The sequence below is a fragment of the Thalassoglobus neptunius genome (assembly GCF_007859735.1).
GTDB classification, from domain to species: Bacteria; Planctomycetota; Planctomycetia; order Planctomycetales; family Planctomycetaceae; genus Thalassoglobus; species Thalassoglobus neptunius.
In genome coordinates, this window is sequence record NZ_SIHI01000001.1 from 211,603 (window position 1) to 233,706 (window position 22,104).

21 protein-coding genes are annotated in these 22,104 nt (G+C 52.9%); 15 read left to right on the forward strand and 6 right to left on the reverse strand.

Translation table 11 applies throughout. The features are described 5' to 3' along the window. The first annotated feature begins 90 nt into the window (after window positions 1-90). Window positions 91-930: a hypothetical protein gene (locus KOR42_RS00815; RefSeq protein ID WP_146506731.1), complete on the forward strand. Its 840-nt coding sequence runs from the start codon at window positions 91-93 to the stop codon at window positions 928-930. 207 nt (window positions 931-1,137) lie between these two features. On the opposite strand, the gene KOR42_RS00820 is transcribed toward KOR42_RS00815, so the two are convergent. Continuing rightward, window positions 1,138-1,968, reverse strand: coding sequence for a thiazole synthase (locus tag KOR42_RS00820; RefSeq protein ID WP_146506732.1), 831 nt, complete (start codon window positions 1,966-1,968; stop codon window positions 1,138-1,140). A 527-nt stretch (window positions 1,969-2,495) separates the two neighbouring features. Here KOR42_RS00820 and KOR42_RS00825 point away from each other — a divergent pair. Beyond that, on the forward strand, window positions 2,496-3,551 hold the full coding sequence (locus tag KOR42_RS00825; protein WP_261342036.1) for a lysophospholipid acyltransferase family protein: 1,056 nt from the start codon (window positions 2,496-2,498) through the stop codon (window positions 3,549-3,551). Between the two features lie 68 nt (window positions 3,552-3,619). Here the strand turns inward: KOR42_RS00825 and KOR42_RS00830 are convergent, their stop codons facing one another. Together KOR42_RS00830 and KOR42_RS00835 are read right to left on the reverse strand one after the other, a co-directional pair. Beyond that, complete coding sequence (locus KOR42_RS00830; protein WP_146506734.1) at window positions 3,620-4,438, reverse strand: hypothetical protein; 819 nt, start codon at window positions 4,436-4,438, stop codon at window positions 3,620-3,622. Window positions 4,439-4,696: 258 nt separating this feature from the next. Continuing rightward, the gene (locus tag KOR42_RS00835) at window positions 4,697-6,532 is read right to left on the reverse strand and encodes a type II and III secretion system protein family protein (RefSeq protein ID WP_146506735.1); all 1,836 of its coding nucleotides are present in this window, start codon (window positions 6,530-6,532) and stop codon (window positions 4,697-4,699) included. Here KOR42_RS00835 and KOR42_RS00840 point away from each other — a divergent pair. Next, on the forward strand, window positions 6,523-6,780 hold the full coding sequence (locus KOR42_RS00840; RefSeq protein WP_146506736.1) for a hypothetical protein: 258 nt from the start codon (window positions 6,523-6,525) through the stop codon (window positions 6,778-6,780). The genes KOR42_RS00835 and KOR42_RS00840 overlap by 10 nt on opposite strands. A 328-nt stretch (window positions 6,781-7,108) precedes the next feature. Here the strand turns inward: KOR42_RS00840 and KOR42_RS00845 are convergent, their stop codons facing one another. The 3 genes from KOR42_RS00845 to KOR42_RS00855 form a co-directional block, all read right to left on the reverse strand. Beyond that, entirely contained in the window at window positions 7,109-7,333 is a 225-nt protein-coding gene (locus tag KOR42_RS00845) for a hypothetical protein (RefSeq protein WP_146506737.1), read from the reverse strand. Between the two features lie 77 nt (window positions 7,334-7,410). After that, a complete protein-coding gene (locus KOR42_RS00850; protein ID WP_146509946.1) occupies window positions 7,411-8,490 on the reverse strand; it encodes a Gfo/Idh/MocA family protein in 1,080 nt (359 codons plus the stop codon). Between the two features lie 110 nt (window positions 8,491-8,600). Continuing rightward, window positions 8,601-10,028: an acyltransferase family protein gene (locus tag KOR42_RS00855; protein WP_197440744.1), complete on the reverse strand. Its 1,428-nt coding sequence runs from the start codon at window positions 10,026-10,028 to the stop codon at window positions 8,601-8,603. Between the two features lie 435 nt (window positions 10,029-10,463). Here KOR42_RS00855 and KOR42_RS00860 point away from each other — a divergent pair, with 435 nt between their 5' ends. The 12 genes from KOR42_RS00860 (at window position 10,464) to KOR42_RS00915 (ending at window position 22,056) form a co-directional block, all read left to right on the forward strand. Continuing rightward, the gene (locus tag KOR42_RS00860; RefSeq protein ID WP_197440745.1) at window positions 10,464-11,207 is read left to right on the forward strand and encodes an arginyltransferase; all 744 of its coding nucleotides are present in this window, start codon (window positions 10,464-10,466) and stop codon (window positions 11,205-11,207) included. Window positions 11,208-11,347: 140 nt separating this feature from the next. Next, the gene (locus KOR42_RS00865) at window positions 11,348-12,298 is read left to right on the forward strand and encodes a 6-phosphogluconolactonase (protein WP_146506740.1); all 951 of its coding nucleotides are present in this window, start codon (window positions 11,348-11,350) and stop codon (window positions 12,296-12,298) included. Window positions 12,299-12,653: 355 nt separating this feature from the next. Beyond that, complete coding sequence (locus tag KOR42_RS00870) at window positions 12,654-12,857, forward strand: hypothetical protein (RefSeq protein WP_146506741.1); 204 nt, start codon at window positions 12,654-12,656, stop codon at window positions 12,855-12,857. A gap of 230 nt (window positions 12,858-13,087) precedes the next feature. After that, window positions 13,088-13,555 (forward strand): hypothetical protein, encoded by a 468-nt coding sequence (locus tag KOR42_RS00875; RefSeq protein WP_146506742.1) that lies wholly within the window; start codon window positions 13,088-13,090, stop codon window positions 13,553-13,555. A gap of 212 nt (window positions 13,556-13,767) precedes the next feature. Then, window positions 13,768-16,251, forward strand: coding sequence for a vWA domain-containing protein (locus tag KOR42_RS00880; RefSeq protein WP_231740557.1), 2,484 nt, complete (start codon window positions 13,768-13,770; stop codon window positions 16,249-16,251). Window positions 16,252-16,502: 251 nt separating this feature from the next. Continuing rightward, the gene (locus KOR42_RS00885; RefSeq protein WP_231740559.1) at window positions 16,503-17,717 is read left to right on the forward strand and encodes a hypothetical protein; all 1,215 of its coding nucleotides are present in this window, start codon (window positions 16,503-16,505) and stop codon (window positions 17,715-17,717) included. An 8-nt stretch (window positions 17,718-17,725) separates the two neighbouring features. Further along, window positions 17,726-18,280, forward strand: coding sequence for a hypothetical protein (locus KOR42_RS00890; RefSeq protein ID WP_146506745.1), 555 nt, complete (start codon window positions 17,726-17,728; stop codon window positions 18,278-18,280). Beyond that, window positions 18,198-18,764, forward strand: a complete 567-nt coding sequence (locus tag KOR42_RS00895; RefSeq protein WP_315861341.1) for an endonuclease/exonuclease/phosphatase family protein — start codon at window positions 18,198-18,200, stop codon at window positions 18,762-18,764. Before KOR42_RS00890 ends, KOR42_RS00895 begins: the two co-directional genes overlap by 83 nt. Before the next feature lie 138 nt (window positions 18,765-18,902). After that, complete coding sequence (locus KOR42_RS00900; RefSeq protein WP_146506747.1) at window positions 18,903-19,907, forward strand: hypothetical protein; 1,005 nt, start codon at window positions 18,903-18,905, stop codon at window positions 19,905-19,907. Window positions 19,908-20,107: 200 nt separating this feature from the next. Continuing rightward, a complete protein-coding gene (locus tag KOR42_RS00905) occupies window positions 20,108-20,488 on the forward strand; it encodes a co-chaperone GroES (RefSeq protein WP_146506748.1) in 381 nt (126 codons plus the stop codon). A gap of 299 nt (window positions 20,489-20,787) precedes the next feature. Next, window positions 20,788-21,243: a GNAT family N-acetyltransferase gene (locus KOR42_RS00910; protein ID WP_146506749.1), complete on the forward strand. Its 456-nt coding sequence runs from the start codon at window positions 20,788-20,790 to the stop codon at window positions 21,241-21,243. 246 nt (window positions 21,244-21,489) lie between these two features. Continuing rightward, entirely contained in the window at window positions 21,490-22,056 is a 567-nt protein-coding gene (locus KOR42_RS00915) for a glutathione peroxidase (protein WP_146506750.1), read from the forward strand. Window positions 22,057-22,104 lie beyond the last annotated feature (48 nt).

The following is a 22,104-nucleotide window of genomic DNA, read 5'->3' on the forward strand; positions in this document are numbered from 1 at the left end:
CATCGAACATCAATTGGGAAAGTTGATTCCCTGATAGAACCGATGTAACTGCTACGACAGGAATTTCTCCGTACTTTGAGATATGGCCTCATGACAGTTCATCGCATTCCCATTCTCCTGGTCGCACTGTTCGTCAGTGGATGCCAGTGTTTTCAGATTTCGGAACGATACGGTGACTGCATCGACCGCATCGCCGATACCCAGTGCTATTTCGATCGGTTCTATATCGAAAAACTGGACCTGACACGGATTCGGTGTAACCACAAGATGTGCGGGAAGCACTATTGCCCGCCCGTTGCCGTGTATCCGGATCGGTATATTCCATCGCCTTCCCGGCCTCAAACAGGCCCGGTCAACAGCGATGTTGTTCCACCGAGTCCGCCAATCGAAGATCTTCCACAGGAATTCGAACGGGAACTCGAAGACGAATTGAAATCGACCTTCCCGGAGGCCGTCCCGTCTCCGCCCGAACCGCTTGAACTGAAGCCGACGGAAATTCCGGAAACCGAAATCCCGCTGCCTGTTCCGGAGGAAGAAACCTCCATGTCGGTCAATCCCATCTCGATGGAAATCGAAATGACTGACCAGCAAGATCTGACGATCGAAGCAGCACAAATCCTTGACCTCGAATCATTTGAGGTCGTCGAGGTCTCCAAGACAGAAACGCCTGCCGGTGCGCCTCGTCCTTTCGCAACGACTTCCCAGGAGCCAACGCCGCGAGCCATTCAACCGGTCGCGGTTCCACCAGCGCCGCTCTCGAAAACTCCCGCGCAAGCTGTCACTGAAACAGCGACCGTTGCCGAGCCAGTCCGTGCTGCACCGAACAGCGACGTTGAAAAAGCTGAGGAAATTCGGCGCAAGCCCGTCTCGGCCCCAGCTTCAGTCGCTCCATCACCGCGTCTGCAGTACCAATGGCGCTCCGCTCAATAACGCTTTCGCAGCAATGCCTCCGACAGAAACGCTGCGGAGGCGAGCAAAAGCAGCAATGATCGAAAGTGAGACTTTCGGGCGACGTCGAAGCAATGGAACATCGTCTCGAGCATTTTCTGTTTGAGTTTGCACTCACTCGCACGAGCAAACTCAGCCTTTTTCCTGACGAAAAAGTTCAAGCGAGTGCACGGGCAAGAGCAACTTGCTCTAATCGACGATCGTCCCTGTTTCCGGACTGGAAGCGGTCGCGTAGAGCTTCTTCGGAATCCGCCCTGCGTGGTAAGCCATTCGTCCCGCGAGACAGGCATGCCGCATTGCGTCAGCCATGAGAAGCGGATTGCGGGCACTGGCGATTCCAGTATTTAGAAGCACACCATCGCATCCCAGTTCCATCGCCACAGCGACATCACTCGCTGTCCCGACACCCGCGTCGATGATCACAGGGTAGTCAGGGTCATCCTCTTTGAGATACTCGAGGCAGATTCTCAGGTTGTTCGAGTTCAAGATCCCCTGCCCGCTTCCAATCGGGCTCCCCGCTGGCATCACAGATGTTGCTCCAGCATCTTTGAGACGCTTGGCTGTGATCGGATCATCAGTCGTGTAACACAGCACCTGAAAGCCATCCGCAACCAGTTTCTCGGTCGCTTCTAAAGTGGCAACGGGATCTGGGAGCAGTGTCTTCTTATCTCCCAGCACTTCGAGTTTGACCCAATCGGCACCGGGATTCTCAAGCCCTTCCAGAATCTCTCGGCCCAATCGAGCAACACGAATCGCGTCGTCCGCCTGAAAACATCCGGCGGTATTCGGGAGAATCGTGTACCGATTGAGATCGATAAAATCGAGGATGTTGCGTCCATCCGCATCAACAAGACGTTCTCTTCGGACGGCGACTGTGATCACGTCCGCTTCACTCGCAGCCAGACACTGCTGCATCAGCTCGAATGTCTCGTATTTTCCAGTTCCCACGATCAACCTCGACCCGAGCTGATGGGTTCCAATCGTCAGGGGTTGGTCGAGTTTTTCAGCAGACGTTGTCATTGGTTACTCTGGCTTCAAAAGTTGATTGGAATCTTCTTTTAAGGACTCAGTTCCTCAGAAAGAAATTCCCAGAACATATCGCAAACAATTTATTGCTGTTTCACCGCGTCAGAGAAGCTCTCCGAAACAGCCTTTGAATCAATGACCGCTTCAAAAGAGACTTCGATCCACACGGATTCGAATGACCGCGACAAATCGTCTTCAAACATCCGGTGGCTCCGCGAGCACCTCAAAGTTTCACGGAATTCCCAGGGTTTGGGACAATTTCCAGCCTCCAGCGAATCATCAACCGGAGATTGTAGCGAAAGACGTCCTCTCTCAGCGACTGCACGCGGATCAAAACAACGAGAACAAATCAGGACTGAAACAGCAACCCGCCAACGCCGTTCGGTCGAGGGCCTCAGCTCCCCTTCTGACTGTGACCGTCAAAACATCAATTGACCGCAAAACAGCATTCATGCGAAACTTTCCCTCGACTGAAAATTGAACAGGGAGTGGTCGTCAGAAACGGCAGCGAAGTGTGCCAAGTGCTCTTCAGAATCCTCTCGCTGAGAACATTCGGTTCAGGATTTCCGAATGAAAAACCGGCTGACACCACAACAGTTGCGACGTTCAAGGATGAACTTTCAATGACCAAACAAAAAGCCCGCTGGCTCGCTGAATACGCCGCGTTCCGGCTGATCACCTGTGTCGTCGAAATCCTTTCTGTTCGACAAACAATTCGAATCGCGGAGTTCGTGGGCTGGGTGTTTGTGAATGTTCTCCCAAGGAAAATGACACGCTACCACGTGGCTGCCGAGAATCTGCAACATGCATTCGGGCCGAATCTCTCCGACAAAGAAGTCGAGCGGCTGATCGAGGGCATGTGGGTTCACTTGTTTCGACTTGTGGCTGAGATCATTCAATTCCCCAGACGGCTTCACAAGGACAATTTTCGAGACGTCATCCGGTTTCGCAATCGAAAGATGTGTGCCGAAGCCCTCAATTCTGGCCGCACGATTTTGATGCTCGGAGGTCACTTCGGAAACTGGGAAGCACTGACAGCCACATTCGGAATTTTCGGCTATCCGATGGGAATCGTCGCCCGCGAACTCGACAACCCGTACCTGCACCGATGGTTCGCCCGCACCCGGGAAGTCACCGGTCACCGGCTTCTGCTGAAACAAGGCGGATGGGACGGAATGGTCGAGATCTTGCAGGCTGGTGGAAACCTCGGGCTGCTCTGCGATCAAGACGCCGGGAAACGCGGGATCTTTGTCGAATTCTTCAATCGTCCCGCTTCGACCTTCCGGTCTCTGGCACTCATGGCCATCGAACACGATGCCCTGGTCGTCACAGGTTACGGAGTTCGACTTCCGGATGACGAAGACGAGTCACGCTGGGTCCGCTTCGAAGCGGGCTGCGAAGATGTCTTGGATGTCCGAGAAATTGAAGCCGAAGACGAAGTTCGAGCCATTACCGAACGATTCACAAAAGCACTGGAACAAGCGATTCGACGGCACCCCGAACAATATTTCTGGGTGCACCGAAGATGGAAATCCGTGCCACGCGAACGAAAACGAGCCCGCAAAGCCGCTGCTTGACCCATCCGTTCGAAGCGAATCATGTTGCCATTGTAGAATTCGTGACAGCTCTGTCCGAGCCGCGAGTTCTAGAATCCGCTTCCGAAGCCGCCGCCGATTCCTGTTCCGAAGTTCCCGCCGTTGTTGAACCCGCTACCCCCGAAATTGTAGCCACTGTTGATTGACTGGTAATAGGTTCGTTCCGCCTCGCGACCGGTATATCCGGGTCCGTATGCCGGTGCCACGACTGTTCGAATCTGGGCATCTTCGTTTCCGAGATCGGTGAGGATTCGTGCGATGAGTGCCCGACGCAGTGCATCAAGCTCCGGATTGGAATTGTTCTCGCTGCGTTCCACAAGAACTGGAAACGGAGTGTTCGGCATACGTGCGGCAACTTCGATGATCTTGTCGCGTCCATCAGGGGTCAGCCGAGCTGTCTGCGTGACGAAGTCATTTCGATGGAAGATAAAGTCCGTCGCTTCCGCATTTGTCTCCATCACCTGATCGAACGCGCGGATCGTGCTTCCCAGTGGAAGAGTCTCCGGCACAGCATTGGATTTGCGATAGCACCAACCGCACAGCTTATTGCAACACCCTCCACAGGCGTCTTTGGCAATGCCGTTCACCGATTTCTTGTGATGCCCACGTTTGCCGTCGGAATTGCACTCTCCCGCGAGACCGGAGTTCCCCAGACCGGATTGATGATCGCTCCCATTGAGACTGTTGTTCGCTTCGTGACATGCGGATCCCTGACAGGCGGTCCCGTCACACCCAGCGACGTTACATTCGAACGAATCACAATTCTTTGTCGCCCCCAGATGTGCGCAACCATTGAACGCGATCAGGCTGGCGATGACTGCCAGCGACCAGAATGAACGTGAGTGGATCGTGCGCGCATGAATGCTCATGTCTGCGACCTTGTCGAAATAGTGAAGGAAAGCCCCGATCATGTTCTGATCTGGAAATTCCGGTCGAAACGAATCTGTTACAAGTCAAAAGGAGCGCCGAGGCATCTTCGGCTCCATCGGATTCGGCTCTATGAGAACTCGACTCCTGAAACTTCCGAACGCTGACTCAACACTCCGAGAACACTCCCTGCCAACTCAAAACGATGCGGTTTCGAAACCTCATGTCGAGTGAACGAATACAATGCTGTTCTCAAACAATTACCGGTTCGAATCGGAACGATATTGACGACTCACTTCCGTCGAAATCGGAGCCATTCCTGGCAGTGTGTGACCGGAGTGACTTGGTGTCATCGGACGAAAGGATGTTGTTCCATCGTTGGGTGGAACCGGGATTTCCGTGGGATGAGCATTTGACGGAACTTGCTCTGTTCCGAACTGCTGCGTCTGATGTGACTGCGAGTAAGGCGAGGGTTGATAGAAGTTGTAACCAACGTCTTGCCCGTATCCTTGACCGTTTCCGTAGGGAAGAATTTCGTAGTTCCCCATGTCGGGGTTCCCTTCGATTCGGTTGTATTTGTACAGATCGTGATCGTTGGGATGAGTCACATACCAACCCGGAAGCGGAGGAACCTGATCCGGGTCCATTGGCCTGACGATTTCCGGAGTCACGATAATGAGCACTTCGTTCTCGTCTTCTGTCGCCTGCTTGGCGTTGAACAAGTAGTTCCCGAGGACCGGGAGTTCTCCCAGCAATGGAATTCGAGAGACCTCAGCTTGTTCTCGTCGCGAAAACAATCCACCGAGGACAATCGTTTGTCCTTCACGCAATTCAACTCGCGTCTGAACTCGACGAACATCCAGCCCGGGGATTCCACCGACCGAGTTGCTGTCGTTGATTTTGCTCAGTTCGGGAACGATCTGCATTCGGATCAAGTCGTTGTCGATGATGGTCGGCGTCGCGATGATCGAAGTTCCGAATCCTCGAAAACTTGTCTGCTGGCCCTGGGCTCCGCCAATACCGACAACGGTCGGAACCGCGAACTCTCCACCAGAGAGAAAGGCAGCGGGCTCGCCGCTCATCGTGACCAGTCGTGCATCTTCAAGCACACGCGCTGACCCGTTGGATGCCAGAGCATCAACGATGACGGAAATGTCCCCCGCTTCGAAAATTCCAGTCAATGTTGGAATTCCGTTCGAGAGAGTCTGCGTGATGCGCTGGGCACCGTTGTCGAAGATCACCCGCCAGTCGATTCCCAAGCGTCTCAACTGCGAACGACTCAGTTCTGCAATTCGCACACGAATGGAAACCTGAAAATCACCGGGAACTTCCAGTTCATCAATGATCACTGAAGAGAAATAGTCACTCAAATCGTCAGTCGTCAGGTCGCTATTCGCGACGTTTCCTTGACCGAGAACTCCTAGAAATCCATCATCCTGAAGAATGACTTCGTCGCGAATGATGTTCAAAATTTTGGCCGCTTCCGCCGAGTCGCGAGCCTGACCGCGGACGATGATCTTCTGAGACATCGGGATCAGGTAGACCTTACTGTTCGGATAAAGCAGTGCCAGCTTGCGTTCGATCCGTCCGAATTCGATCCGACGATTTTCATCGAGGCTCGGATCGCGAATCGTCGTCACTGTATACATCAAGGGTTGCGAGCTGGTTTCGCCATCGGCTTCTTCAAACCAGAACCACAGATCGGTGGTCCCCTGTTCTAAACCGAGAATTGAAATTTCATTCTCGCTGAACTGGACGACGTCGATGATTCGTGGATCCGACCAGGCGATTCGGCGAATTCGTCGTTCCGTGATGACCAGCTGGCTTCGACCTTCAATCACTTCGAGTCGTCGCTCCGATCGGGGCATCGACTGAATGCGTGGATCGAGGGCGCGGCGGGCATCGTAGGTCGCTTGCACTTGCCGAATCTGTGAGGAATCGGGTTGCCGTCTGACATGGGGTGATTGCCCATAAGCTGGCAAACCGCAAACTGTCCCGAAGGCGCATGCCATGACCGCCATGAATGTCAACCCGCACATTTTGAACGGTTCCTGCACACTCTTCAAAAGAGGTTCTTCCTGGAATCGTGTCGACATCCGATGTCGCTCCTGTTGCCCGACAACTTGTCTTTATCGGTCGAATCGTTCTCTCGCGAGGAATACTTCGATTCCTCCCATTCCCGATCGCCCCAACTCCCTCGAAAAGGGAAGGAGTCTTCGTTTGTATCGACACCACTCCGCGAACAGGTCAAACCGAACGAATCGCTCGAACGCGCAATTCCGGAAACGGAATGCGCAATCAGAACTACACGATTCTGCTCCCTATCTCTCCTAAACTCACATGAAATGCGCCGGAGACAGGCTGCGCAAGACTCCCTCGTAGTGGATGAGGAGTGAAGCGATTTCAGTTGCGCGCAGCGATATCATGATCACGCACGCGTCTGTTTTTCCGAGTCGCAGCAGCCAACTCAGCCCGCCACATATGAAAGAGGTGCGTGCTTATCGAGAGTGCGCAAATGCTTCGACGTGAGTTCAGCCAACACGCTGGATTGAGCGCATGATCGAACGAGCGACCAGCGTCGAGAGAGAACTCATCCTACTACGCATAGAGCGAGGATGAACACTCCACGCCAACGGAATCAGGGATTCCGAGACAACAGACGACTGAACAAATTAGTTCAACGCCGGATTGGTCGACGAAACCCAAACCCAGGTCGTCACAGCGGACACAATCATCACCACAATCGTATATAAGAAAAATAACGTCAGCAATTTCCCGATCGCACGACCCGCTTCCGCGTCGTCAGCGTCGAACTGCCGAATCTCTTCTGCACCAAAGGGAGATTCCACTTCTTCTGATGAGTGAGTGACCTGTTCAGAAGTAACCTGTTCAGACATGTCGAGAATCCGGGACGTTCCAAATAAAAGAGGATTGATGTAAATCCGCCAACGCCTCGATTCTTACGGAAAGACCGTCACTTGTCGAGTGAGGAATCGCCGGTTCCCGCAGACTCTTCAGGAAAGTCTTCGTCACTCCATCCCGCGAGCCGCAAGACTTCGTCAATCCGAACCGGTTTCCCGTTCCGTCGGATGCTTTCGTCAGCTGCTTCCATGAATGCATAGATCTCGATGGTTTCCCGAGCACTGACTGGGGGAACGCCCGTTTGAAAGAACTCGACGATCTCAACGACGAGGGGGCCATACCCCTGATAGGGGCCGAGAACCTGCGTTCCTTTCGTCCCAAATGCGGTCCCGCCGTATCCACGCTCTCCCCGACGAAGTCCGCGAAAACTTCCGATTCTTCCATCGTCCCAAGTCCCGACGACAACGTCGAAATCCTCCGTTTTCATGCGTACAACTTCCTCACATCCCGTTCCCAACACTGTGAACAAGGCTTCGACGCCGTGAATTCCGTACCAGAACAAATCGGGATGAGTCGATTCCAGCGACGCTGGGCTATAAGTGTCTGCCCCTGTGACTTCACCGATGGAACCGTTCCGGACTTCCTGACCATTCTTGAGGTATCGCAGAGAGGACGAGGAAAAAATCGGCACGCCAGCCTCTTTTGCTTCCTTAAGAATCGACACCGCGTCGGAGAGCGAACCGGCGATCGGCTTGTCGATAAAAACGGGCTTTCCAGCGGCAAGAACTGGACGAACCTGTTCGAGGTGAGGACGTCCATCGTTCGTTTCCAGAAGCACGGCATCGACACGTGTCAGCAGTTCATCGATCGAGTCGACGATCTCGATGTCCATATCCCGAAATTGTTGGGTGTACAGGGGAATGCGACTCGTGCTCGTTTCGATATCCGGACTTCCTTTGGGATAGGCTGCGACAACACGACACCCGGGAACGTGAGCAGCGTTTTCCGGATCGTTCATGACTTTCGCGAACGCCGGAGCGTGTGATGTATCAAGGCCGATGATGCCGACTCGAATCATTTCTTCAGCTGTGGCGAAGGAACTTGAGATTGTCATGCACAAGATGACAGCCACTGTCGTGACGACGGAACGTGCGGAAATCGATTTGACTTGTGAGAGTTTGCAGAATGTCATCATGGACGAAAGGGCCTCGTTCATATGGTGTCAATTAATTCATTTTCGTGTGTTTGAATTCAGCAAAATGTCCTGTCGCGTGCCGCTTCAGATCAACGAATCATCTCGAATCAAATCCGGATGAAGATGCGTTGGCGGAACATCCAGTAACAAATCAGCCAAATCACGAGCGCCACCGATGTCGCCTGAATCACGGGATGAAACATGTCAAACAGCTCAGCACCAGTGAATCTGGAATCGGTCATTCGAGCAACCTGATTCAATCCGGAATGAATCAACCATCCGAAGTGCCGGGTGACAATTTCGCGGTAGATCCACCCCTTCAACATCTGGCCCATCATGTAAACCGCGATCGAGTTCATTCCGACAACGACCAGTGGAAATGCCAGCCGTTTGAGTGACCAAACGTCAAAAATGAGATAGAAGATCGCGAGCATCCCAATGACGTACCCTCCGCTGAACAACGCCCAGGCAGGAGTCCAGATTCGCTTGATGATGGGACAACACGTCGCTCCCGCGAAGACTCCGAGACTTGTGCAAAGCAAGGCTGCCCCCACAAGAACCCAGAACGTTTTCGCGCTGCGCGGGGCCGTCATCACGAATTGTCCGATGATGGCTCCAAGCAACATCGTGACAATGGAGGGCAAAAAGTTCAGCGTCGTGTATCCGCCGCGATTGAACCGAAACGGAATCTCTTCAGGGTCATCTCGTTCCGGGCGCGGAAACTGGTTCAGGAACCAGACATCAAAGTCAGAGAACGCATTCCAGTTCTTCGACCAGCGTTCGTATGGTGGGGCAAGAATTTCCCCTTGCTCGTAGCTCGCGTTCACCAATTCCGGGACATACTGACCCGTTGGTGGAGCGAACTGCATGATACATGTCGTCACTACAAGAACGGCGGCCAGCGACGCCCACTGCCATCTCCGTGAGAGTTGGAAGATGAGAAACAGAATGAAATATCCGAGTCCGATTTGAGCCAGAACGTTCGTAAAGAGCCAATGAGTGCTCGGTTCATTTCGCGAGTAAAGAAAGACACCGAGCAGCACGAGAACGACCGCTCGAATCAACGCATGTAGAATCATGCGCCATCGGGATTGTCCTTCTCGAGACCGTCGAGAATACGAGAACGGCATCGCCATCCCGACCATGAACATGAACGCGGGCTGGATCAGATCCCAGAACGAGACCTTCCATTTCGCCCAGGCATTTCCCTCTCCGGCATCCATTGATCCGGGAACGAAATTGCTTTGCCACGGAGGATGCTCGAAGTGAAAGGCGATCTTCTCGAGCGTCTGGTGATCAATGATCGTCCAAAGCTGACTCGGTTCTTCTGTTTGCGAAAGGGCGTAAGTCCCGAACCCATTCGCAGCCAGCATGATCATGATGAACCCGCGAAACGCATCGAGCGAGGTCAGTCGAGAAAGAGAGCGTCCCGAGGCCTCGGACGAGGGTTTCGCGGCGACTGTTTTCCCCTGCGGTTGCACAGTCTCTTCGGGACGCTTCGGATCAGGAGTGGACTCTTTGATTTTGTATGCCATCCGGTTGCCCATCGGTGTTGATGTCCGTGGAATCTCGGTCAGAATTGTCGGAGAGAAATGTTGTTTGCACAACTCCCACGATCCGATTCAGAAAGTTTTGTCCCAACTTCTCTCAGCAATTCGAGCATTCCGAAGACAGGAGATCAGCCATGTGAATATTCGTTCGCACGCTTTGTCATCACTGATCAGACGCTTACACTTCGTAAGTCGTCTTTGCGTTGAATCAACCGCGAACGATCGATCCTGAAGACTCGCATTCAAGTGGCGGAAGACTTCGAATCGTCCCGATGAGCTCTGACGGTCTTCGATTCAGAAAGACGGACATGTGTCTTCTCAGAGAAGTTTCACGGGAAGCGACTGAGGCAATTCTGGAATCGTCATTGCAGACGAATGAGCCGGGCTGAAACAAAGTGGGCTGAACCAAACGAGTGGATGATGACTTCACCAATTCCAGAAGAACTGCTGCGAACTCGTGAAACGCCACGGAACTGCTCCTACATCAGCGGTGAAACGGCCTGCCTCGAATACAGATTGTTTCGACGGTTAAGAAGCTCTCAGGTTGAGTATCTGTTGAGTCGAGGATGGCGACGATTTGGGGTCAATTTCTTTCGCCCCACATGCCCAAGCTGTACGAAGTGCATTCCGATTCGAATCAGGGTTGCTGAATTCAAGCCGAGCAAGAGTCAACGCCGGGTGCAGCGAAAAAATTCGCAGATCACGGTCGCACGCGTTTCTCCAACAGTGAGTCGAGAACATCTGGACCTCTATCATCGCTGGCATGAAGATATGACGGATCGTCGCGGCTGGGCGGAAGCAAATTCGACTGTCGAAGAATATGCTTCAGGGTTTCTGTCCGGAGAGTTCGACTGTCTTCACGAGTTGCGATACTTCGACGGCACTCAGCTTGTCGGAGTCGGACTCATTGATGTGCTTCCTAACTCGCTGTCGAGCGCGTATTTCTATCACGATCCAGAATGGCGCCCTCGTGCCCCGGGGACGTTCTCGTTGCTCTGTGAACTCTCTTTGGCGAAACATCTTGGGCTTGAGTATGTGTATCTCGGCTATTGGATCGAAGAATGCCCATCGATGGCCTACAAAAACCGATTCCCCCCTTCGGAGATCCTGACAGAGTTCGTCGATGACGACGAGGAACCAACTTGGAGAATGCTTTCGGATTGAGTTGAAGCAATATTGTCGACGGGCTAACGTCAGACAGACATTCCATGGATGGCGTTTCCGGACGCGCGACGAACGATTGATGCGAAACGTTTTGATTTCGCCCCATCCGCCAAACACGACGAAATGAATTGAGGACTGCAATGGACCTGTTGACAACGCTTGATGGTTCAATGATGCAAGGATTCTTCCCCGCAGGTTGGGACCTTGCGAGGATTGATGGCTGCGTTGATGATGATCCAAACACGATTACCGACCGTCAGGAATGGTGGCATGAAGGGTTCGAACTGTTTCCGTGCGAAACTGTGAGCGATTTCGACACCTACATGGGACACGAAATTGCCATCACCATTCGCCAGGCACGAGAATCTGGCAAACAGCTCGCCATGATTCTCCCGGTTGGGCCGATGGGAATGTATCGCTGGGCTGTTTTCTTCCTGAAAGAATGGGGAGTGAAATGCGATCACGTCCATGGCTTCAACATGGATGAATGGAGTGACGCTCAAGGAACAACTCTCGACAGTTCCTCATCCGGATCATTCCAGTACGCAATGGAGCAGGCGTTTTACGGACCACTCGGCGAGTTGACAGTGCCGGAAAATCAGCGGAACTTCGCAACAACTCCGAACCTCCCAACTTACCCGGAGAAGATTGAGAAGATTCGCTCAGGCGGAGGAGATCTCGCCGTCGTCTTTGGAATCGGAAGAGTTTGCCATATTGCGTTCTGGGAACCTCAATTCGCTGGCGAATACGATTCTGAAGAAGACTGGAAAGCTGCGACTCACAGAATCGGAGCGAAGCTGCATCCACTCACCATTGAACAGAATGCGATCACAAGTTTCAAAAGCCGCACGACCAAAGTTCCCGCCTTCGCGAACACGATCGGTCCCGGCCTGTTCCTGAATGCTGACCATACTATTGGGGGAGCCGACGGAACTCTGTCGCGAGGAATGCAATGGCAGGGGTTGAGCCTCTGGATGACCCTCCGCCACGAGCCGACTCCGTGGATTCCGTCAACTTATATGCCAACGCAGCCCGGACGACTCTTCTATCTCACGGAACTGGCTGGCCCTCTTGAAGCGGAATGCAACTAACCAGATTCTCGGTTGCGCACCAGATTTTCGTGTTCGCAGCTGTCTTTGCAGCTTGTCCGTTGGCAGCATGTCTACCGGAAGCGGTTCACCTTCTCTCTGCGCTGATCGGTTGGAGACGTCTGTAACGAAAGATGCCCTATTCAGGAGAAGCGGCATAATCGCTACAGGCGTCATCGATTTCGTGAGTGGATTCGCCCGCGTTTGTTATTTCCGGAGATTGCGTTTCACCGACTCTTTATCGAGTCGTCTGGCACAATCGCCCGAAAGTGAACAGACGGAATAACGTTTCCAGTTAGATTGCGACTCGGTCAAAACGTTGTTCCATATCAGTTCATTGGACAACGGAGATGCGACCGTGCTGGAATTCATTCAACAACTTTCTGACGATCAGACTGCTGTCGTTGGATGTGTGGGGGCGATCATGGGAGCCACATTAATGCTCATGATCAGCTTCCACGCGAATCCACAAAATCGACAACAGGCGAAGAGCCTCTCCGCCACGAAGAAGCTGGAAATGGCGAACAAGGAACAACAACCTCAGCGACGTCGTGCCGCCTGACGCTTCCTCCAAGAAGCCAATCAGCCTGCACCGATGGCCTCAGAGTTCCCTGTGCGATCCGAGTGAATCGACGCCTGAAGATGATCCGCTCAGCCGGATTGCTCGCTTCTCGTCGAACCATAAATTCTTCGCAAAGACATGCCGGACGTTGTCTTATGGGAATCCGGGGCGTTAAGCTGTCATCGTGTTGATTACTCTCTAAGACTCAATTGATTCAGAAGGAATCAAAAATGACCACGCTGCGAAGGGTTTCGATGGCGGCCGCATTGTTGGCTGTCGGATATTGTTGCGGACAGGCTCATCTCGATGTCAAAAGCCTCACCGCTCAAGAGGGACAAGTTGGCGTTCCTGACGACACAGCGAACAAGATTCGTGAAGCGAACCGAAGCCTGATCGAGGCGATGGATTCCCTCCGGTCAGATGGATTGTATGAGTCAATCACCGAAGGCCCCAACGCCTATCTGATTCTTTCCGGCGGCGGAAATGCCCGTGAAGATCTGGAATCGGGACTCGGCGTTGATCCAGAAACGTTCGCCGGCCTCTATTCCGGCCAGGCTGTTCCAGAGATCCAGGCGCTGCTTGGTGTCGATGATCAGGGACGTGTCACTTACAACGATGAAGTCGTTCGAATGTATTCCAAGTCCCGCTTGCAACGTGTTCGAGCGAATCGCATCAAATTGACGGAAACGTCATTCTGAAGTTTTGGATCCGGCTATTCCGATCATTCCATCGATTTCAGCGTAAGACGAAAACTTGGAAGCGATTCGGGGAGAATGTTGGGAATTTCTTTCAAAACATTCCGAGACTCCTTATACAATTTAGTTCCTCTCCGTTTATGGAGTTGGTGCAGCATGTCAACGGTTCTCAACCAACACCATTCGGTTGCGGCGCATTCCCGGAGAACGAAAGTATGATGAACGCTTGGAAATCTTCAGCACTATTGGCGAGCTTCTTCGCTGCGAGCATCTGCTCGGCGGACGAAGCGATCGTCAGAACGTATGACTCGCCGTATGGCGAGGATTATGCCACAGTATCGGTTCGAGGTTCATCGGATGCCGCGCTCCGGAAAAACGTCGATCATGTCGTCCTGATTGATACATCAGCGAGCCAGGTCGGTGAACACCGGGAGATGGGATTCGAAGTTCTTGAGAACTTCCTGACATCTCTTCCTCAAGGCCATCGCGCCACCGTCATTGCTGTCGACGTTGCGGCTCAGCCCGTTGTGGACGGCTTCGGCGAACCCGCATCGATCGCAAGTACAGCTCTGACAGCTCTGGAATCTCGTTTTCCAGCCGGAGCGACTAACCTTGTCGTCGGAATCGAAGCGGCACTCGAAGCACTTGCTGACAGCAAGTCCGGGTCGATCGTCTTCATCGGCGACGGAATGAGTGCCGCACATCTGCTGCAGCCAAGCGAAGTCAAAGAGCTGACCTCGCAACTCGTTTCGCAACAGATTCCGGTTCACGCATTTGCCGTCGGTTCCAATACCGATTTGCAGCTTCTCGGGATTCTCGGCCAGGAAACTGGTGGCTTCATCATGCGAGATGAAGGCAGTGCGAAATCGATGACCGGTGAAAAAGCCGGACAGATGCTCGCCAATGCCGCCACACAAGTTGTCGACTACCCTCAGATGGCAGCAGTGACTGGCTCGGATGTGGAGTTCCTTCCATCTCGTCCGCTCCCAGTTCGGTCAGACCGTGAGACTGTTTACCTGCTTCACGGAGATCTGGATGCCTCAACCTCTTTCCAACTCGGAAACGAGTCATGGACACTTGAGACCGATCGCAGCGACGGCAACACATTCATCAGCGAACTGTGGCGACGTGGACAGAATGACGACGGATTGACACTTGGCCTGGCAGGCGACTGGATGGTGAGTCTGGCTCACGAGTCCTTCGAAAGTCAGATTGCTCAAATGGAAGCCGAAGGCATCGCTGCTCTGAATGGTCAGAACTACGAAGCTGCTGAAAAAATCGGATTCGACATTCAAAACGTCGATCCCGGAAACGTCACAGCGAAAGAACTGATTCAACGGGCCGGTGAACTGCAACACACTTTGACCGTCCAGGTCGACAATTCAGGTGCGGCTCCAACATTGGGAACTCCGACACCTGCGACTCCGGACTCAACTGATCCTCTCAGTGATCGAACACAACCACGTAGCGAAGACTCAATCACTCAGTTTGAGCAGTTGCGTGATGCCGTGACCCAGCGACTCCGCCGTGAAGTGGAACTGCAGGTCGAACAGGCTCGTGCGATCCTCAACGAAGACCCTGACGTTGCCGAAGGCATTCTGAATCAGGCACGTGGAGCGATCAAATCCGAACTGAATGTTGACGCTGAAGTTCGCAACCAACTCCTTCGCCTTGTCGCTGACGAACTTCAAAATACGATCGCACAGCGTGAACGAATCATCCTCGAAATTTCCGAACGCAATCGTCGTGAGTCCGAACTGGAAGCACAACGACGACTGATCGAATTTTCAGCAGAACGTGATCGCCAGCTGGAACAGATGGTTGACCGTGTTCGTGCTCTGATCCTCGAAGGTTATCATGGTGATCCGGATGCCTTCGAACAGGCTGAAGCTGTGGGACGTGAAGTCCTGAGTTCTTACCCAGGAAGTTCACTCGGCGTGGCTGTTGTGTTCGTTTCCGAAGCGGCTGGCCAACTTGATAAGGTTGCCCGACTCCGATCTCTCCGCTCAGACCGGTTCCTTGCCACTCTGTACGAAACCGAGAAGTCGAGCGTTCCGTTCCCAGACGAACCACCAATTCGCTATCCACCTGCTGAAGTCTGGTGGGCACTCACAGAAATGCGAGACAAGTGGAAGTCTGTGGACCTCCGTCATAACAGCCCGAACGAACAGAAGATCTACGACGCTCTGGAACAAGTCACGAGCTTCGAATTCCCAGGGAACCCGCTGAGCGATGTCATCGACTACATCCGAATTCAGCACGGAATTCCGATCATCTTCGACGAAGTCGAGTTGAGCAACGAGGGAATTTCAACGGAAGACGAAGTGTCGCTCGTGATCTCAGGGATCACTCTGCAATCAGCACTGAAGCTTCTGCTCGAGAAACTCGAACTGACTTATGTCATCGAAGACGAAGTCATGAAAATCACGACTGCTTTCAAAGCTGACGAAACCCAGCAGACTCGCGTCTACTCGGTCGGTGACCTCGTGATGCCCATTCCTCTGCCTCTGACAAGTGGCGGTGGTGGACTCGGCGGTGGCCTCGGTGGAGGTGGCGGCGGTCTCGGCGGTGGCGGTGGCCTCGGCGGTGGCGGCGGCGGCTTCGGCGGTGGTGGCGGTGGCCTCGGCGGTGGCGGTGGTGGATTCTTCAGTCTGCCTGCTGAACCTGTTCCGGGGAAAAAAAAACCGATTCTGAAGTAGTCTCCGGGGACCCATCCCCCCTATTTCAACCAGTTGATGCTCCAGCGGAGCAGCCTGCGGCCCCAAAAGAGGCCGAAGCTGCTCCGCTTTTTCTCGTCCCTCCGACAGGGTCAGCGGATACATCGTCTGTCTTTCAATATGACGATGTGGAGATGCCCGAGTTCAGCGATGCTGATGCGCTGAAAAATTGGGTCAAATTCTTCGCCGAATACCGGCCGCAGCCGTTGCGAGTCAGGCAATGGATCATGCGCATGCATCGCAAGAAGCAGCATGATCAAGTTATCGCGTGCCTGAAAGCCGCATTGATCAACGGGCAATCGCAACCCTGGATGTACGAAGTTCTCGCGCTTTCGATGGAGATTCAGAATTATCCCAAAGAAGACGTCGAGCGGGTGGTCATGTCGCTTTCTGATTTCGGGGCAGTCAGCTTCGAGAACCTGATGTATTCGGCAGCCTACCTGAACAAGTTCGAAAGAAAGAATGCAGCACTGAAGCTCTATCGACAGTCATCACGAATGGCCCCCGAAAAGCATGAGCCGTATGTGCTGGGACTCAGTCTGGCCGAGGAAGTCGGAACAGACGAAGACCTTGAATGGGCTGCGACAGGCATCCTCACGCATTACTGGTCGAACAACTTTCAGGAAACACATCAACTTGCTGAAGACGCGATCTTAAATCGGATTCGCAACCTTCGACGCGGCGGAGATTCCGAAGCGGTCACTCGTCTCACGAACGCCCTGCAACAGTCGAAAGTTCAGGATCTTCAAATTCGCCTCGACTGGAGTGGGGATGCTGACCTCGATTTGATTGTCGAAGAACCGCCGGGATCGATCTGCTCTTTCGAGACTCCCCTGACCTACGCAGGCGGGATTCATTTGAACGACGGGATTGGCCCGGACCGTTCGTTTGAAGAGTACATATGTCCGATTGGAGTCGCTGGCCGATACCGGATTCAGGTGAAGAACACATTCGGCCGAGTCGTTGGCAATCGAGCTGTTGTCACGATTACCCGGCACGTGAATTCGCCTGAGCAATCAGTCGAGCGGAAAACGTTGAACCTCGACGGTGATGTGGCGAGTCTGGATATTGATCTCGATTCCGGACGTCGAAAAGAATCGCGGAAGCTTTCCTCACTGTTAAATTCCCGGCCTCAGCAATTCCCTCGAAATGTCACTTCGAAGCGGTCTTCTCGAACACGAAAATTGCCAATGACGAATGCTCGAGTGAATGCCATCGAAGAGTTTCATGTCGCGAGAGATCCTTCTGTTCGACGGGCAGGAGCGATCGGATTTGCACCGGTTGTCCAAACGTATCTCGATGGCGCAGCACTGCAGACCAATGCGGTCATTTCAGCGGATCGACGTTATGTTCGAATTGGTGTCGGCGTGCAGTTTTCCACGATCACAGGTGTCTCGACCTTCAACTTCCCCGGAGGAACAGTCAACCAAACGCCGTTCGTTCCTTGAGATTGAACATGCACGATCGTGATTCCCAACCGCAATCCGCATGGTTCATTCCGGAATGGCTGACCGTGGAGAGATTGAAGACGGCGAATTGGCTGACAGCAGTTTCGGCGTTGATCGCTGTTGCTGTTGTCCTCCCAACGGTCTTGTCACTGATGGCCCGTTGGTTTTGGCCGTTCGATTTGTTGACTCATTTTCGAATTCAGATTGCGGCGATTCAATTCGTCGTCGCCGCAATTCTGCTCCTGATCGGTCGCTTCAAAATTGCGATCCTTCCGGTTGTTGCGCTGGTTTGGAACGTGACATGGTTCGGTGAGTATCTCATTCCTCACCGCCAGCTCGAAGAGACTTCTGCTCAGGTCAACGCATCTGATCGCACGTCCAATGAACTGAAAGTGATGAGTGTCAATGTCTTCACTCGTAACCGAAATCACGACCGATTGATCGAAGTTATTCGCACGCATCAGCCTGACATCCGTTCTCATCCTCGAAGTCAACGAAAGATGGAGTCGGGCACTCCAGGAACTTGCAACGGACTATCCATTCTCACTGCAATCTCCGCGTGAGGACAATTTTGGAATGGCAGTCTTCAGTCGTGTCCCGTTCGTCGATTCGGGCTTTCATCACGTTGGTCAATCCGTGCGGCCAGTCTTTCGTGGACAACTACAACTGGCCGATGAGCTGATCGGAATTCTTGGTTTTCATGTGTTGCCACCGACCCGTTCGGCAGGGGCGAAGTCGCGGAACGAAGATCTCGTTGCGATCGCCCAAATCGCGGAGGAATCGCCTCATCCGATGATTGTCCTGGGTGACATGAATTGCTCTCCGTGGTCGCCGTACTTTCGAGACGTCTGTCGCACCGGAAAATTGCGAGATGCCCGAATCGGCTTTGAGATCTCCGGGACCTGGCCTGCGGGAAATCCTATTGTCCGGCTGCCGATCGATCACATCCTGGTCAGCCCAGAATTCTCCGTAACAAGCTTCTCAAATTGTAACAACATCAGCAGCGAGCATCTCCCGGTCTTGGCGACGCTCCGACTTGCTGAGTGAACGGTCGAGTTTCCATTTCACTCACTTGCGAACCTAAGCCACGAGTCCTTCGCAACCGGAATGACCTTGACGGTGTCTCCACGCAGATGCAGAATCATGAAGATTGGGAAGTGACGCTTTGTCTCACGGAGGTTCACGATGCTTCGAACGACGCTGATTATGCTGCTACTTGGAAGTGCCTCTTTCGCATTGGCACGAATGAACAGCCAGCCAGAAGTTCTTCACTTCCCGGAAACAGAGAGCACTTGCCAACGTGCCGAACCGGCCGTCTCTGAGGTTCCAGATGAAGACGTATTCAGACTCTTGAGTGATGTCAAACAGCCCGAAGAACGTGTCATCAGTCAGGTCTTCTCAGTGAATCCGTTGCAACCAGAGAAGGAGGAAGATGCTCCCGAGTTCCCTCCTTTTGAGTCAGAACCGAACCTCGATGCCCCACAGCTGGAATTCGATTCGATCCCACAAGGAGCGACAGAAGCGGAATCGCTTCCAGCCATACCGGAAACGGCAGCGAGCCCAGCGGAAGACTCAACCGATGAAGCTGAGCTTCCAGTCTGTGTGATTCTCAATGCTCCAGCCGGGTTGTCTCCTCGTGAGACAGTGAAAACGGAAATGGTCTCCTCGCCTCGCAAACGCTCGGTCGAAGAGACGTACATGGAGGGAGGAGTTGCTCGTACCGTCAAACGACACGTGATCGAAATGGTGCAGAAACCCGTCGAAAAGATTGTGGATGGGGCTGCGATGATCCGTTGCGAGAGTTTCCGTTCGGATGTTCGGTCGAATGACGATGGCGAACAAATCGTCGAACTTGAAATCGATGGCGAGCTGATCTTCAAGAATTCGACATTCACCATTCACGCAGATTCTGCATCGTTAAAGGATGGGAAATTCGTCTTTCGAAATGCGAACATCCAGAGTCAAGACTCGAAAATGCAAGCTACCGAATTGACGGTTGACTTCACTGCTCATCGAGTTCAGATCGGAGACTTGCCCGCTGCGAGCCCAAACAATGGCCTGATGCCGGATCCAACACCTGTACCCTCTTATGAACCTGCCCGGGGCAGAGTTCCATCGCCGCTGAATTCGTCCTTACCGGATTTGACCCCGGTGAATTCGAAGCCGGGCGACTTTCAGCCTCGTTTCTGAACCGATTCCGTAAATTCTCAGCCATCCTCGGAAAAGCTCACTCTGACGAAGTCTGTATTCGCTTTGCGCGAGAACACTTGAGTCCCGTTTTCGATTACCCGATCGGCGAAAGTTCGGAGTCGTCAACGCGGGAACAACTGCGTATACTTAGTTATTTGAAAGGTTGTTTACTTGTTGCCCCTTCGTGATGGGGAATAAAAATGGATGAATTTGTCGAACCGCTTGGTCCCAGAATTCTCATTCGAAAAGACGAAAGCCGCCATCAGACGCGGGGTGGAATCGTATTGCCCGATCAGGCTGAGATTCCCACAATCACCGGTCGTGTTGTTGAGATCAGCACGGAAGTCGAGAACGACGAAGACTTTCCGGTGGCCAAATACGACAAGGTCTTGTTTCATCCCAAGAACGCCATTCCTGTCGATCTCGAACCGAACAACGTGCTGTTTGTTGTTCCGATTGATGATGTCGTCGCTGTCTTTCGGCGGCAGACGAACCGTCCGATCGAAGAATCTGATTTCGAGAACGAACTCGATGACGACATCACCGATCTATCTGAACTGGATGACAACGAGGAATTATAATCCTCTCAATCTCGGACTCTGAATGGCTGCGATTCTCTCATTTGGATGCAGCATTCATTCACCAAAAGCAACTTCGCGCGAGTGCAAAACTGCCGTGAAGTGGCTTTGTCGGGTCGTGCTGTCAGAAATGCGGCGAAGATTGTGAGGGCCAATCGCGCACAGCGTAGAAGTCAAACTTCCGTTTCTTTAAAATCTGCGCGAACCATTTGGGGAATCGGAGTCTCCTTTCCGGCTTAAAAACCGACTCATGACAGTGCTCGACAAAATCTTTCATCTTCAGTGAGTAGAAGTTCAATTACGTGACATCTGACGCCCCGAACTCTCAGCCGACCGCATGTGAACACAACCTCGTGATCCGTCGCGCACAGCCTGAAGACATCGAAAGGATTGACCTGTTTCTCGCCGATTTCGTGGCAGCGGAGCGAATTCTCCCAAGAACGATCGACGAAATGGAACAACTCATTCCGACCGGCTTCGTCGCCGAAGTGAATGACCAAATCGTGGGTTTTGTGACACTGGAGATCTACTCACGGAAACTCGCCGAAGTTCGGTCATTGTGTGTCCGGCCGATCATGCAGGGTCAGGGAATCGGGAAGAAGCTGATCAACGCGTGTATCGAACTCGCTCGAGAACGAAATGTCTTCGAAGTGATGGCGATTACGTCCACCGACCAGTTTTTTCGGACCTGCGGTTTCGACTTCACACTCCCCGGGGAAAAGAAAGCGCTGTTTCTTCAGACCCGCGATACTCCGTAACGCGAATGCTTCGCACCATCTTCAACTCCGTTGTGTTCCACGACTGGAAGGCTGCGAAGTATGAAGACCTCGCAAGCAGATCGCTCAATTCACATTCAGAAGTCGACGTTCTGAATGTGTGTCCGGTCGACATCCTCTTCGGGATGGTTGTTGCCGGCAATCAGTGACGTCTAGAATTGGTACAGTGATGAGCTGCCCTCGCAAGCAGCTTCAATCTTCTTCGGAATCGAGATAAGCGAGATCAATATGAAACAGCTACTCACTGCTGCGGTTCTTTCCACGTTCGTATTCGTGCTGGCATCTTCGGGTGTCGCTGAGGAGGCAAATGTGCTTCAAGGGAAAATGAAAACACTGGACGGCGAAGCGGTTGATCTGTCGACCTACGATGACAAAGTCGTCATGGTTGTGAATGTCGCCAGCAAGTGTGGAGCAACTCCGCAATACGAAGCTCTGCAGGATTTGTACGAGACATTCAAAGACGACGGCTTGGTCGTGATTGGATTTCCGTGCAACCAGTTTGGCAGCCAGGAGCCGGGAAGTGCTGCCCAGATTCGCGAGTTCTGTACCTCAAAATACAGCGTCACTTTTCCGATGATGGAAAAGATCGAAGTCAATGGCGAGTCTGCCTCTCCCCTCTATCAGAAACTTGTGAAAACGGAAACCAAGCCCAAAGGTGCGGGACCGATCGGATGGAACTTCGAGAAGTTTTTGATCAATCGAGACGGTCAAGTCATCGCCCGTTTTGGAACATCGACTCAACCAGACGATGCGGAAGTTGTTTCCGTGATTCGTGAGGCTTTGAAGAAGAGCTAGAGGATTCTTGATTGGGTTTTCACTGACTCGCACGAACAAACTCAGCCT

Coding starts and splice junctions, on each gene's coding strand:
- KOR42_RS00815 (WP_146506731.1), top strand. CDS start 91: ATGACAGTTCATCGCATTCCCATTCTCCTGGTCGCACTGTTCGTCAGT.
- KOR42_RS00820 (WP_146506732.1), bottom strand. CDS start 1,968: ATGACAACGTCTGCTGAAAAACTCGACCAACCCCTGACGATTGGAACC.
- KOR42_RS00830 (WP_146506734.1), bottom strand. CDS start 4,438: ATGAGCATTCATGCGCGCACGATCCACTCACGTTCATTCTGGTCGCTG.
- KOR42_RS00835 (WP_146506735.1), bottom strand. CDS start 6,532: ATGTCGACACGATTCCAGGAAGAACCTCTTTTGAAGAGTGTGCAGGAA.
- KOR42_RS00845 (WP_146506737.1), bottom strand. CDS start 7,333: ATGTCTGAACAGGTTACTTCTGAACAGGTCACTCACTCATCAGAAGAA.
- KOR42_RS00850 (WP_146509946.1), bottom strand. CDS start 8,490: ATGACATTCTGCAAACTCTCACAAGTCAAATCGATTTCCGCACGTTCC.
- KOR42_RS00855 (WP_197440744.1), bottom strand. CDS start 10,028: ATGGCATACAAAATCAAAGAGTCCACTCCTGATCCGAAGCGTCCCGAA.
- KOR42_RS00860 (WP_197440745.1), top strand. CDS start 10,464: ATGACTTCACCAATTCCAGAAGAACTGCTGCGAACTCGTGAAACGCCA.
- KOR42_RS00865 (WP_146506740.1), top strand. CDS start 11,348: ATGGACCTGTTGACAACGCTTGATGGTTCAATGATGCAAGGATTCTTC.
- KOR42_RS00875 (WP_146506742.1), top strand. CDS start 13,088: ATGACCACGCTGCGAAGGGTTTCGATGGCGGCCGCATTGTTGGCTGTC.
- KOR42_RS00880 (WP_231740557.1), top strand. CDS start 13,768: ATGATGAACGCTTGGAAATCTTCAGCACTATTGGCGAGCTTCTTCGCT.
- KOR42_RS00885 (WP_231740559.1), top strand. CDS start 16,503: ATGCATCGCAAGAAGCAGCATGATCAAGTTATCGCGTGCCTGAAAGCC.
- KOR42_RS00890 (WP_146506745.1), top strand. CDS start 17,726: ATGCACGATCGTGATTCCCAACCGCAATCCGCATGGTTCATTCCGGAA.
- KOR42_RS00900 (WP_146506747.1), top strand. CDS start 18,903: ATGCTTCGAACGACGCTGATTATGCTGCTACTTGGAAGTGCCTCTTTC.
- KOR42_RS00905 (WP_146506748.1), top strand. CDS start 20,108: ATGGATGAATTTGTCGAACCGCTTGGTCCCAGAATTCTCATTCGAAAA.
- KOR42_RS00915 (WP_146506750.1), top strand. CDS start 21,490: ATGAAACAGCTACTCACTGCTGCGGTTCTTTCCACGTTCGTATTCGTG.